Consider the following 13,907-nt stretch of genomic DNA (forward strand, 5'->3'; position numbering starts at 1 on the left):
TTATTTCAAAGGAGGAGTTATCATGAATAAGAAACCTGTCTTAAAGGTTTTCTTAGTGTGGGTATTGGCAGCATTGATACCCATAACGTCACTTACTGGTGCATCATTTTCTGCAACAACTGAAGGAGTAAAGTATGAATTTGAGAAAGGTACGCATAATGGTGCTCAAATTTATACCGACTATGTGGGAACAACAGACGATGGCCAGGCAATAGACCTTACTGGTGCATCTTGCAGCTTTATTGGCCAAAAGGGTACAAGCACTTCTGTAGATGTTGATATTAGTGAAGCAGGGCTTTATGAATTAATTGTCCGCTATGCCCAGCCATATGACAAAAACAAAAAAGTACAATATCTCAATGTAAACGGTTCCAATCAGGGAGAGATAAGCTTTGGCTATACTCTTACCTGGAAGGAAATTTCCGCAGGTATAGTAAAGCTAAATAAAGGTAAAAACAACATACAATTCGAAAGCTACTGGGGATATACCTATTTTGATTATCTTATAGTTAAACCTGCAGATGAAAATATTAGAAATCTTAAAGTTCCCAAAACATTGGTAAATCCCAATGCTACAAAAGAAGCAAAATCACTTATGAGCTATCTTGTAGACACATACGGAAAGCATATTCTTTCAGGCCAGCAAGAGCTTTGCGGTTCTCATAACTACGAAGGTTCCGAGGCCGAATTCACTTACATAAAAGAAAAAACAGGAAAAATGCCTGCAGTTAGAGGTTTTGACTTTATGAATTTCAGAGGAAACGGTTTACTCTGGGATGACCTATGTGCTGAGCGAGTTATTGACTGGTACAATAATAAGAACGGCATACCTACAGTTTGCTGGCATTGGTTCTCACCTGGAAATATCGGTAAAAAAGCAGATAACAGCTTTTACACCGAAAGCACCACCTTCAGCATATCAAAGGCTTTGACTGCTGGAACAGCAGAAAACAAGGCACTTCTTAATGATATTGATTTTATGGCTGGAAAGCTAAAACAGGTTCAGGATGCAGGAGTTCCAATTCTTTTCAGACCTCTTCATGAAGCAGAAGGTGCTTGGTTCTGGTGGGGTGCCGAAGGACCTGAAAACTGTGTTAAGCTGTACAGACTTCTTTATGAAAAGTTTACAAAGGAATATGGGATCAATAACCTTATTTGGGTTTGGACCTCCTATACTTACAACACTTCTCCAAAATGGTATCCAGGTGATGATGTAGTTGATATAGTAGGTTATGATAAGTACAACGCCAAGGATGGAAAACCGAACGGAAGTGCAATATCCTCTACTTTCTATAACCTGGTACAGCTTACAGGCGGAAACAAGTTGGTCACAATGAGTGAAAATGATACAATTCCAAGGGTTGAAAACCTTAAAAATGAAATGGCCGGCTGGCTCTATTTCTGCCCTTGGTACGGATGGCATCTGACAGGAGAACAGAACAACCCTGTTGAGTGGCTTGCTGAAATGTATAAGAGTGAATATTGTATAACCTTGGATGAACTACCTAACCTTAAAACATACCCTGTTTCAGGCTATACTTCATCTCCATCTACTAAACCAACGCCAACTCCTACTTCGACAATAAAGCCGACAGGATCTTATTATGATATATGGGGATATATTTCAACGGATTTTAATGCCTCTTCCACATCTTCCATCAAAGCAGATTTTGTTGTACAAATAGGAGAACTTAAAGCCAAAACCGATGCTGACGGATATTTTAAAATACAAGATATTCCAGCATCAATCAAGCATACAATAAAAATAAGCAAACCCGGTTATTTGACTCTTGAAAAGAGTATTAATGTAACAAATAACAAAGGAATTTCTTCAGCTGATTCACCTCTTACTTTATGGGCTGGAGACTTAAATAATGATGGAACTGGAGACGGTGTTATAAACATGTCCGATATTGTACAGCTTGCCAAGTCTTTTGGTGCTGTAAAGGAAGATGCCAAATTTGTTTCAAGCTGCGACTTGAACATGGATTCTTCAATCAACATGAGTGATGTAATTATAATTGCAAAACACTTTAATTATACTTCTGTAAATTATTCAGAAATAAAATAGTATACTATCTAAATGATTGAAGAAATGCTCACATGTCTTAATTTACCGACATGTGGGCATTTTTTTCAACCAATTTTGGAATTAATATGTTTATCTTTAATAACTCTCTTCAGATACAAAATCGAAACAAAATGTAATAATAAATCAGCTTATGTAAACAATAAAACATATAGATTATATTTAAATAAAATGGGTATTAATCAATCATAGGATTTATCAAGTGTTTTATTTTGAAAAATAATTATCATACAATGATTAGATTAAAAGGAGTTTCTATGAAAGAAAATAGCACTAAAATTGAAATGGAAAAAACAGAAACAGGCTGGAACTTTGACAACAGTTATGTCAATTTACCTGAATTGTTTTTTACCAGCCTCCACCCCACCCCTGTACGTTCACCGAAGCTAGTTTTTCTTAATGGTCCACTGGCTGAGTCCCTTGGGTTGAATGTCCGGTCATTACAAAGTGAAGATGGAGTAGCTATGCTTGCCGGCAACAGGATTTCTGAAGGTGCTTTTCCTCTTGCCCAAGCCTATGCAGGGCATCAATTCGGGCATTTCACAATGCTAGGGGATGGACGGGCTCATTTGATTGGAGAACAAATTACACCAGCAGGTAAACGATTTGATATCCAGCTTAAGGGTTCTGGTAGAACGCCGTATTCAAGGGGCGGCGACGGCAGGGCAGCACTTGGGCCTATGCTTCGTGAATATATCATCAGTGAAGCAATGCATGCCCTCGGTATTCCTACTACCCGCAGTCTGGCTGTAGTCACAACAGGTGAAACAGTAATCCGTGAAACTGCCTTGCCTGGTGCCATTCTAACTCGCGTAGCTTCCAGCCATTTGCGTGTGGGAACCTTTCAATATGTTTCAAGATGGGGTACTGTTGAAGAACTCCGGACTTTGGCAGACTATACGATAAACCGCCATTTCTCAGGCATTAAGAACAGTGAGAATCGGTATCTTTCACTGCTTAATGAAGTAATCAAGAGACAGGCTGATTTGATTTCAAAATGGCAGATGGTTGGATTTATACATGGAGTGATGAATACCGATAACATGACAATTAGTGGGGAGACTATTGACTATGGCCCTTGTGCCTTTATGGATAATTATGATCCGTCAACTGTATTCAGTTCCATTGACACATATGGTCGCTATGCTTACGGTAATCAGCCTGACATAGGTGGCTGGAATCTTGCACGATTTGCTGAAACCCTATTGCCGCTTTTGGACGTAAATCAGGATAAAGCTTTAAAACTGGCTCAGGATGCAATATCAGACTTTGTTGAACTATATCACAGTAACTGGCTTAATGGAATGAGAGTGAAACTGGGAATATCTAATGAAGAACCTCAGGATCAATCCCTTATTGAAGAACTCCTAGGACTTATGCACAAATACAATGCAGACTATACCAATACTTTCGCTGCATTAACTTATGATATGCTTAAGGGAACGGCCTTGTTTGAATCCCAGGAATTTAATCAGTGGCACAAAAAGTGGCAGGAACGACTAACAAAGCAGCCGGAGTCCAAAGACGATTCAAAGCAGCTTATGAAAAACAACAATCCTACAGTGATACCTCGCAATCACCGGGTTGAGGAAGCACTTGAAGCCGCTGTTGAGCATGAGGACTACAGTGTGATGGAAAGACTTTTAAAAGTCCTTTCGGAACCATATTCCCAATCTCTCCAGCAAAATGACCACTATACTAATCCTCCTGCACCGTCAACCTGCCCTTACCGAACATTTTGCGGTACTTAATATGTAACATTAGATATAAATTTTACAAAAAGGGGCTGTTGCAATTACGATTTATAATCGTAGTACAACGCCCCATTTCTATAATGATAGTGAAATATTTTAACCAAAATATTATATTCTTTTTCTTTCTTTTGAAAAAAGAGTATAGCAAATAAAGCTTACTGATTTATGCTCTTTATTATAAACATTTTTATCTAAGCTGTTTTTAATGGATGTAAATAAGTAGAACATCGTTCTGACTGAATTTTGTTGTGCAGTTTGTTTACATTATGAGCTAAGCCAAGAAGAATACATTCTGCCAAGATATTCTTTTTCCCTTTACACAAAAAACGTCTGAATCCCATATCTTGTTTTATTTCTCCAAAAGCACCTTCAGACTGAATACTTCGGTTCATTCTGAGCTCTTTTCCCTCATCACTAAGGATTCTGGTTATCGCTGCCTCACGTTTTTGCTGAAATAGTTTTGAAACTTCAAGATGCTTGGTTCGTTCTTCCAATGGCTTTTTGCTGTTTCCCTTAATGCATTTTGATTTAATAGGGCATTGAGTGCAATCTTCACATGTATAACAGGTTTTCTCACTTCTATAGCCAGTCTTGCTTTTGCTGAATTTAATCCCTGTGGCTACAAGCTTTTTACCGCTGCTACATATATAAAAGTCGTTTTCTTTGTCATAGCTCATATTTTCCTTCCTACTGATATCAGTTTTATATTTCCGTGTCTTACTAATTTCATAATTGGAAGGTTTGATAAAAGCAAGCTGACCGTTCTCATCGAGATAGACGTAGTTTTCCTCACTTTCATAGCCTGAGTCTGCAACTATATTTCTGTAAGTATACTTCAAACGACTCTTTATGCTGTCTAAAAATGGTATTAGCGTGGTTGTATCTGTAGGCTGTGGTCCAGCACTAATCCATACTATATATTCAGCATCTACCCCAAACTGAATGTTGTAGCCGGGTTTTAGTTGCCCATTCTTCATAGCATCTTCTTTCATCCTCATGAAGGTTGCATCAGGGTCTGTCTTTGAATAGCTATTTCTATCCCCCATAAGATGCAGATGCTTATTATATTTCTTGAGCCTTGATATGTATTCATCCAGCTGTTCAAATATTTTTTGGAGAGGAGATTTTCTTTTTCCTATACCAGAGACAAATTGAATATCTTCATCGTTTTTTATTTTGCAAAGTTTACGTCTGAGCTTTTTCAAATGGTGCATCTTGATTTCTTCACCATATAAAATCTTAAATCCAAAATTCTCTTCTGTTTGTTTTAAAAAAGTTGGGAGCTTATCCATCAGTTTTTTCTGATTCTTAGTGACAGAACCTTTCCAGACAAAAGTATATTTATTTGATGCAGCTTCAAGCTTTGTCCCATCAATAAATAGATTTTTCATTGAAATTTCTTTGTTTTCAGCAAGCATCTGCGTAAACTGTGCCAAAAGATTTTCTGAAACAGGTGCAAAATGAATACTTCTGAATCTTGCAATTGTTGTATAATCCGGAGCAGGCGAGCCTTCAAGAAGGTACATATAATTAATGTCCCGCTTGCAGGCTCTTTCGATTTTCCTTGTAGAATAATTACTATTCATATAAGCATATAGCATGATCTTCAGCATCTGTGTTGGGGTTGCTTGTTTTTTCCTTAAACGGGAATAAGTCTTATATAATTCTGATAAATTCATCTCCTCTACAATTTGACCCAGCAACCTTACAGAATCATCATTCGGAATCATACATTCAACATTTAACGGCAATTTTAATTGATAGAAACCACCGTGCGTAGTATAATCTTTATGTGTTAAATTTTTTACTAGCATAAAAATATTTTACACCTTTTGCCGGACTTTGAATAGTCTGGCAATTGTTTTTTGCAAGTAAAAAGGGCTCCTACACTAATTTCTTAGTGCAACAGCCCCTTTTTAATTTTCTAGGAAATTATGGTATATGGTAAATAATCATTACTATTCTGGTTAAAATGTTTTGCCATAATAGTAATATCAAGCATATTTGTTATATTATCTCCATTTATGTCACAATTATATTTAAAATTTTCATCAGTAGCTGCTGTATTAAATACTTTAGCAAGTTCAACAATATCCAACATGTTAATCATATCATCTTGATTAACGTCACCACCCCATAAGGTAATTGGTAAATCTAATTTTCCAATGGACACATCTTCTAATCCATCTATTTTTATATCCCTGTGTAAATATCCAGCCTTACTGATTCTTAAGGTAGCATTCTTTATGCTTTCAGGAATATTTACAACTTCAAATAAACCGTTAGTATCGGTAATGGTATTTATTTTTGACCCAACAACTTCAACCTTGAATCCCTCTTTTAATTGGGAATTTTGTGACTCATTATTAAAATCAGGAGAAACATAACCTTTTATATCATATGTAGGTTTAATACTTGGTATAATATATTCATTTGTAGCTCCAAAGAAGCATAATATTGTACCGTCATTTTTTACTGCGACAATACGGTTTGTACCATAAGAAATACATTTTACATCACAAGATAGATTTTTATCAAGATCACTGGGATACCCCCATACAACAAGGGTTCCGTCTTCTTTTAATGCTATGGTTTGTCTGTTCCCTGCATCAATAGCTTTTACATTTGTTAATCCACTTGGAACATTACATTGACCATAGAAATTGAACCCCCAAACTACAACGGTGCCATCTTCCTTTAGGGCCACAGAATGATTTACCCCTGCACCAACAGCTTTAACATTTTTTAGACCACTTGGAACATCGCACTGTCCAAAATTATTATCTCCCCAAGTAATGACGGTTCCATCCTCTTTAAGTGCTACTACATGGTAGGCTCCAGCAGCAACTGCTTTGACCTTTGTCAATCCTTTTGGAATATCACACTGACCATTCGAATTACTTCCCCATGCTACAACAGTGCCATCTTCTTTTAATGCAAGGTTATGATTCATATCAGCTGAAATCCATATAACTTTAGTTAACCCCTTGGGAACATCACACTGTCCTTCATCATTTGCACCCCAAGCTACAACAGTGCCATCTTCCTTTAGTGCTACTGAATGATTTGCACCGACAGCAACGGCTTTAACATCTTTTAATTTTTCCGGAACATTACACTGTCCATAATAATTATTGCCCCATGCAATAACAGTACCATCTTCTTTTAATGCCAATATGAGCTTCTTATTATCATTAAAGTTGCCCCCAGCAACTATAGATTTAAAACTTAAATCTGTTGGGATGATTGATTCTCCAAAATTACTAGATCCCCAGACAATAATACTACCATCTTCTTTTAATGCAACATTATGACATGACAATGAACTTATACTTATAATATCTGATAATCCCTTTGGAACATTACATTCTCCTTCATTATTTCCTCCCCAAGCAGCAACAGTACCATCTTCTTTAAGTGCCACTGAATGCATATATCCCACAGCAACAGCTTTTACATTTGCCAAGCTTTTAGGGATATCACACTGTTCGTAAGTATTATCTCCCCAAGCAACAACAGTATCGTCTTCTTTTATAGCTAGGGAATGAGAGAATCCAGCAGCAATAGCCTTCACGTTTGTAAGCCCTTCGGGGATATTAAGCTGTCCAAAGCTGTTATTCCCCCATGCGACAACAGTACCATCTTCTTTAAGTGCTAAAATATGATTATATCCAGCCGAGATGGCTTTAACATTGTTTAATCCTGATGGAATACTCCAATCATCATTAAGATGCCATCCCCAGGTAGCAACAGTTCCATCTTCCTTTACAACTATTGTTTGCCCGGCACCGGCAGCAATCAGCTTTACATTAGTTAAACCTTCAGGTATGTTGCATTGTCCATAATCATTTCGTCCCCAAGCAATAACAGTCCCATCCTCTTTTAATGCAACAGCATGTTGTGAATCAGCAGCAATAGCCTTTACATTCTTAAGCCCCTCCTGAACATTGCACTGTCCGTATTCATTATTCCCCCAAGCAATAACAGTCCCATTTTCTTTTAATGCTAATGTATAACCACAACCGGCAGCAATAGCCTTAAACTTGATTTGGTCAGTATCCTGTCCGTCCATATGTTGAGAAAAACTTTTAAAAGGAATTTGAACAGCCATCGATATAATTAAGATAATAAATAAAATTTTGTTTTTCATCTCAGACTCCCAAAATTATTTTTATCCTTATTATACATTATTTTATCTAATTGTAAATGATAATTTACAATCATTATAATACATCTCGAAAACACTCAGTATATATCCATATATGTCACTTTATAAATATTTATTCAATTATTGGTAATGATGATTTATAATATTTAGTGGAAAGCAAAAATTATCGCTTTTAATTCTACTTTTAAGGAGGAATCACATGTTTAATTGTGAAAAGTACAATGTAACAAGTAAAAAACACAGAAGTTTTAAAAAGATGGGACTAAAAGTAGTATCACTGGCATTATCTGCTTCAATTGTTCTTTCGCAGGGGCTCCTTACCTTTGCAGAGGATGGTGTAAAAAAACACACTACTGGCGAAGAAAATTTAGTATGTGCCACTGGTGACAAGGAGTTAACGCCTGAAAGTAAGAAATGGATGGAAGAAAATATGATCAAAACTAACGGCAAATCCATCCGGCTGAATGAATTAGGGCTTAAACGTGTAAATGAGCATAGAAAATCAAAGAAGCAAAAACAGCTCGACAGAAAAGTAATAAAACAAATAGGAGATGAAGTTGCTGCGGAAATGCCTGACTCTGAAAGCACCTCCATCCCCACATCTCTCCGCTCAAATAATATAACAGTTGATCAGGAAGCAAATGAGATAACATTGCCAAACAGCGTTGACAATAGTGAGCTACAATATTTTCCTCCAATAAGAACACAAGGAGATATAGGTTCTTGTACAGCATTTTCATCTACATATTATCAAATGACACATATGGCAGCACTTGAAATGGGTTGGAATGTAAAAGACAACAATGATAATTCCAACAAGTTTTCCCCAAAGTGGTCATTCAATTTGGTTAACGGTTCAACAGATGGCGGATCAGAAATTGTGGATATATGCAAATTGCTTCAAAGACATGGTGCAGCATTCTGGAGCGATTTCCCATACATACCTAGCAAAAGCAATCCGTTAAATTACCGTGCATGGCCTACAGATGCTTCTACATGGGAAAAAGCTATAAATTACAGGCTTGATAAAATGGGGTATATTTCTCTGCTAGATGGTACCAACACTCCTATTACAAGCCCAGACTCAGCAATACTTAAGCCAGTCAAGGAGTTACTTAATAACGGTTATGTGTTAAATTACTCAACCCTTTTTAACTCTTGGAAATATACAACAATAAAGGACGGACCTTTTAATGGTGAAAGAGCAGCTTATTTAATGGATGGATATGAAGGCGGACATGCTATGACCCTTGTAGGCTATAATGATGATATTTGGATTGATGTTGATAATGACGGAGAACGTGATATCCCTCAAGAAATAGGGGCATTTAAAATAGCTAACTCACATGGTACTTCTTATGCTAACAACGGCTATTGCTGGGTTGCATATGATGCTTTAAACAAAATATCCTCCTTAGATCCAACAGGGACTAATACTGCAATAAATCCTGCTAAAAGAGGCGGCATATTTAAAGACAGGCTTGTTTGGTTTACAGTTAGAAAGAATTATACACCTAAGCTAGTTGCTGAGTTTACAGCCAATCACCCACATAGGAATGAATTGGCAGTAACTCTCGGATATTCTTCTGAAAGTGACTCAAGTTCCCCAATAAAATGGAGTCCATATAGCTTTTTTAAAGCTGGACCATATGCTTTTGATGGTACAGAAACTGCTTGCGATGCCTCTTTTGCTTTAGACTTTACAGACTTATACACGGGAACTGATAATAAAAACGGTAAATGGTATCTTAAATTGTCAGATACATCTGCATCAGCAAACGGGTTCAGTGGTGTATTAAAGGATTTTAAACTTATAGATAAACAGAAAGATCAGGTTATTTCTTTTACAGGGCAATATCCTCCTCCATTTGATAGAAGTTCTGTTGAGGTTGGAATTAGTCATTCAAAAGACATATTTAGAATGAGTGGATGGAATATTCTAAAAAATCTGCCTGCTAAAAGATTCGGTGCGGGAGTAATAGGTTTAAATGAATTGGTTTATGTTATTGGAGGAACTTCATATGTTAGTAACGGATATACTACATCTAAGGTTTACTCAGATGAAGTACTTGTCTATGATACATTAAGTAATACCTGGTATAACAGAACAAAACTTCCTGTACCTTTAGCTGAAGCTCAAGTTGTTACATTAAATGGTAAAATATATGCTATAGATTTGACCAGCGGCTGGTCTGCACCTAATACATTATATGAATACAATCCAGGTACAAGGTTATGGACTCAGAATTATGAAAATCTTCCTGTAAAGAAAAAGTCCTTTATGGTTTCTTTGAATAATAAAATCTACTTTATAGGTGGTTACAACCAGTATAGTGATATGATTGAATATGATCCTGTTACAAAGCAAATAAACTCTAAAGCAAATATCCCAGTACCTGTTAAGGATTTTGCGGCAATTGCAGCAAATGGTAAAATATACATATTGGGTGGGGATACTGCTGACGGCACACAGAAACGCATTCAAAATGTACAGGAGTTTAATCCTGTAGCAAACGTATGGAATCAGAAAGCCAACATGCCGAAAGGTAAAAACCTTTTTAAAGCTGCAACTTTAAACAATAAGATTTATACCTTTTCAAGCGACTCAGCCTATTCAAGTACAAACTTGAGTGATAATGGCTATCCAGATACAATTGAGGAATTTGATCCTGTTTCTAACAGCTGGGTTACAAAAGGCAATATGTTTTACAGACTCCAGAACTACAGTCTCGGAACACATAATGATAGGATATATTTTGCAGGAGGGGAAGAACCGGGTAGTCTTACAGACTTAAATGTCTTTGCATCTTATAATCCTGCACCAATCGTAAATGAAGTACCAGGCTTAGCTGAAGCTGAATCATTTGATTCAGCAAGTGATGTTTGTATTATTGAAAACTGTAATGAAGGCGGTAAGTATTTGGATTCAATGCTTGACGGTGACAGTATGGATTATTATTTTGATGTAAAAGAATCAGGCGTTTACTCGGTAAGCTTCAGGGTGTCATCCTCATTCACAGGAAATAAGCTGAGTATAATGGATGGAGCCAACACTCTGTGTACAGTCAACGTGCCTAATACAGGCGGCCGTCAAAATTGGACTACTGTCAGTACAAATATAACTTTAGGCAAAGGTCCTCAGGTTTTAAGAGTATTAAATTCAGGTAATGGAGCATGCTTCAATTGGATGAGTTTCCAATTGTCATCAAAGGTTATTACAGTCCCCGGAAAGATTGAAGCAGAGGCACTATCCAGTGCAAATCAATATTATCCCGAAAACTGCAGCGAAGGCGGTCAAAAATTATCCTGGATTTTGTCTGGAGATTGGATGGATTATAACGTTTATGTTCAGGAATCAGGAATACATACTGTAGCATTTAGGGTGGCAAGAGCTTATAGTTCTGCAGGCGGTCTGCAGTTGCAGAGGGATGGTGCAGTATTATGCTCTCTTGATATTCCTTCTACAGGTGGAGATGAGATATTCACAACGGTTTATGCTAATGTATACCTAAAAGCTGGCTTTCAGACATTAAGAGTTCTCAGCACCGGACATGATTGGAACTTTAACTGGATGGAAATAACAAAGTAACAATATTTCAAGGGGTTACTCATCAGTTGAGTAGCCTCTTTTTTTTAACTTATTTAATACCTCTTGAAATCGTACAGGAAACTATTAGTTAAACAAAAAGAATATAAGATAACGTGAGTTCGAAAAAACATGCACCATAATTATCCAAGTCGATATCGTATAAAATATCATAAAGCTTTAGGTAAAATAACCTAGAGCTTATCTTATGCTATAAACAGACTTAAAGTGTAGCAATTAAGCCTTTTCTACTAATATTTAAACTTGGCTTTTTAGGCAAAAAGCTATAAGCTACCCTTATCACCAAACAATTTCCCAAATAAGTCTTTTGTAAGAATATCTATTACTTTTTCCTCTCTATCATCTACATCACCAGTAGTTAAAAAGAATGATAGAATTTATATAACCTTATAATACCTGACAAAAAGACTAAAAATTTTAAATAATAACAAAAAAGAACCTAAAAGGTTCTTTTTTGTTAGCTCCTCAAGTAGGACTCGAACCTACGACCCTGCGGTTAACAGCCGCATGCTCTACCAACTGAGCTATTGAGGAATATAAATCTGGCGACTACCTATTTTACCAAGACGCAACCGTCTAAGTATCGTCGGCACTAAGAAGCTTAACTGCCGTGTTCGGGATGGGAACGGGTGTGACCTTCTCGTAATCATCACCAGAAAATTTAATTGATAAGGCTAGCCTATCAATTTTTGACTATTTAATTATCAAGGATGATTTCTAATGTACCCTCAAAACTATATAATGAAGTAATATTGACAAGAAATTGATCATAACTACTTTAAAAGACCTACTTTATATAAATACCTGTTTTAATTGGTCAAGCCCTCGACCTATTAGTATCAGTCAGCTTAATGCATTACTGCACTTACACTCCTGACCTATCAACCATGTAGTCTACATGGGGTCTTACCCTTACGGTGGGATATCTCATCTTAGGGTGGGTTTCACGCTTAGATGCCTTCAGCGTTTATCCCTGCCGAACTTGGCTACCCAGCTGTGCCACTGGTGTGACAACTGGTGCACTAGAGGTTCGTCCATCCCGGTCCTCTCGTACTAAGGACAGATCCCTTCAAATATCCTGCGCCCGCGACAGATAGGGACCGAACTGTCTCACGACGTTCTGAACCCAGCTCGCGTACCGCTTTAATTGGCGAACAGCCAAACCCTTGGAACCTACTACAGCTCCAGGATGCGATGAGCCGACATCGAGGTGCCAAACCTCCCCGTCGATGTGGACTCTTGGGGGAGATAAGCCTGTTATCCCCAGGGTAGCTTTTATCCGTTGAGCGATGGCAATTCCACTTTCATACCACCGGATCACTAAGCCCTACTTTCGTACCTGCTCGACTTGTTTGTCTCGCAGTCAGGCTACCTTATGCCTTTGCACTCGATGCACGATTTCCAACCGTGCTGAGGTAACCTTTGGACGCCTCCGTTACCTTTTGGGAGGCGACCGCCCAGTCAAACTGCCCACCTGACATTGTCCCAAGTCCGGATTACGGACTCTGGTTAGAGTTCCAGTACTCTTAGAGTGGTATCCCAACATTGGCTCCATAATGGCTAGCGCCACTACTTCCAAGCCTCCCACCTATCCTGTACAAAGAATACCGAAACCCAGTATCAGGCTACAGTAAAGCTCCATGGGGTCTTTCCGTCTAGTCGCGGGTAACTTGCATCTTCACAAGTACTACAATTTCGCCGGGTACGTTGTTGAGACAGTGCCCAAGTCATTACGCCATTCGTGCGGGTCAGAACTTACCTGACAAGGAATTTCGCTACCTTAGGACCGTTATAGTTACGGCCGCCGTTTACTGGGGCTTAAGTTCACTGCTTCGCCTTGCGACTTACAGATTCCCGTAACCTTCCAGCACCGGGCAGGCGTCAGCCCCTATACTTCATCTTTCGATTTAGCAGAGACCTGTGTTTTTGATAAACAGTTGCTTGGGCCTATTCTCTGCGACCTCATTGCTGAGGCACCCCTTATTGCGAACTTACGGGGTCAATTTGCCGAGTTCCTTAACAACGCTTCTCCCGATCGTCTTAGGATTCTCTCCTCACCTACCTGTGTCGGTTTGCGGTACGGGTACCATCATCCTCGATAGTGGCTTTTCTCGTCAGCGTGGAATCTGTCACTTCGGTACTCTAATTTCCCTCCTCATAAGATATTCGAACCGTCTGGCGGATTTGCCTACCAAACTGTCTACCTTCTTTGAACGAGCTCTTCCAGTCACTCGCTTGACTTATCCTCCTGCGTCCCCACTTCTCTAATAGCGGCTAACGGTAGTACAG

5 protein-coding genes, 1 tRNA gene, 2 rRNA genes and 1 pseudogene (1 of these 9 running past the window's edge) are annotated in these 13,907 nt (G+C 38.2%); 3 read left to right on the top strand and 6 right to left on the bottom strand.

The features are described 5' to 3' along the window. Positions 1 to 22: 22 nt before the first annotated feature. Both Bccel_RS05870 and Bccel_RS05875 read left to right on the top strand, forming a co-directional pair. A complete protein-coding gene (locus tag Bccel_RS05870) occupies positions 23 to 2,071 on the top strand; it encodes a glycosyl hydrolase (RefSeq protein ID WP_242853161.1) in 2,049 nt (682 codons plus the stop codon). A 275-nt stretch (positions 2,072 to 2,346) separates the two neighbouring features. After that, complete coding sequence (locus Bccel_RS05875) at positions 2,347 to 3,840, top strand: protein adenylyltransferase SelO (protein ID WP_322787008.1); 1,494 nt, start codon at positions 2,347 to 2,349, stop codon at positions 3,838 to 3,840. A 194-nt stretch (positions 3,841 to 4,034) separates the two neighbouring features. Here the strand turns inward: Bccel_RS05875 and Bccel_RS05880 are convergent, their stop codons facing one another. Then, the gene (locus Bccel_RS05880; protein WP_050753035.1) at positions 4,035 to 5,657 is read right to left on the bottom strand and encodes an IS1182 family transposase; all 1,623 of its coding nucleotides are present in this window, start codon (positions 5,655 to 5,657) and stop codon (positions 4,035 to 4,037) included. A 110-nt stretch (positions 5,658 to 5,767) separates the two neighbouring features. Then, positions 5,768 to 7,993, bottom strand: coding sequence for a dockerin type I domain-containing protein (locus Bccel_RS05885; protein WP_036945773.1), 2,226 nt, complete (start codon positions 7,991 to 7,993; stop codon positions 5,768 to 5,770). A 217-nt stretch (positions 7,994 to 8,210) separates the two neighbouring features. On the opposite strand from Bccel_RS05885, the gene Bccel_RS05890 reads away from it, so the two are divergent. Beyond that, entirely contained in the window at positions 8,211 to 11,600 is a 3,390-nt protein-coding gene (locus tag Bccel_RS05890) for a carbohydrate-binding protein (RefSeq protein ID WP_036945771.1), read from the top strand. A 290-nt stretch (positions 11,601 to 11,890) separates the two neighbouring features. Here the strand turns inward: Bccel_RS05890 and Bccel_RS32505 are convergent. The 4 genes and pseudogenes from Bccel_RS32505 to Bccel_RS05905 all read right to left on the bottom strand — a co-directional run. Continuing rightward, positions 11,891 to 11,995 (bottom strand): annotated as a pseudogene (locus Bccel_RS32505) (IS982 family transposase); the annotation flags it as partial. A gap of 84 nt (positions 11,996 to 12,079) precedes the next feature. Continuing rightward, positions 12,080 to 12,152 (bottom strand) — tRNA-Asn (locus tag Bccel_RS05895). A 6-nt stretch (positions 12,153 to 12,158) separates the two neighbouring features. Further along, positions 12,159 to 12,275 (bottom strand): 5S ribosomal RNA (gene rrf, locus Bccel_RS05900). Between the two features lie 156 nt (positions 12,276 to 12,431). After that, a 23S ribosomal RNA gene (locus Bccel_RS05905) occupies positions 12,432 to 13,907 on the bottom strand (it continues 1,573 nt past the right edge of the window).

It is taken from the genome of Pseudobacteroides cellulosolvens ATCC 35603 = DSM 2933, assembly GCF_001262605.1.
GTDB lineage: Bacteria > Bacillota > Clostridia > Acetivibrionales > DSM-2933 > Pseudobacteroides > Pseudobacteroides cellulosolvens.

Excerpts from the sequence above, each read along its gene's own strand:
- Bccel_RS05870 (WP_242853161.1), top strand. The coding sequence starts at position 23 with ATGAATAAGAAACCTGTCTTAAAGGTTTTCTTAGTGTGGGTATTGGCA.
- Bccel_RS05875 (WP_322787008.1), top strand. The coding sequence starts at position 2,347 with ATGAAAGAAAATAGCACTAAAATTGAAATGGAAAAAACAGAAACAGGC.
- Bccel_RS05880 (WP_050753035.1), bottom strand. The coding sequence starts at position 5,657 with ATGCTAGTAAAAAATTTAACACATAAAGATTATACTACGCACGGTGGT.
- Bccel_RS05885 (WP_036945773.1), bottom strand. The coding sequence starts at position 7,993 with ATGAAAAACAAAATTTTATTTATTATCTTAATTATATCGATGGCTGTT.
- Bccel_RS05890 (WP_036945771.1), top strand. The coding sequence starts at position 8,211 with ATGTTTAATTGTGAAAAGTACAATGTAACAAGTAAAAAACACAGAAGT.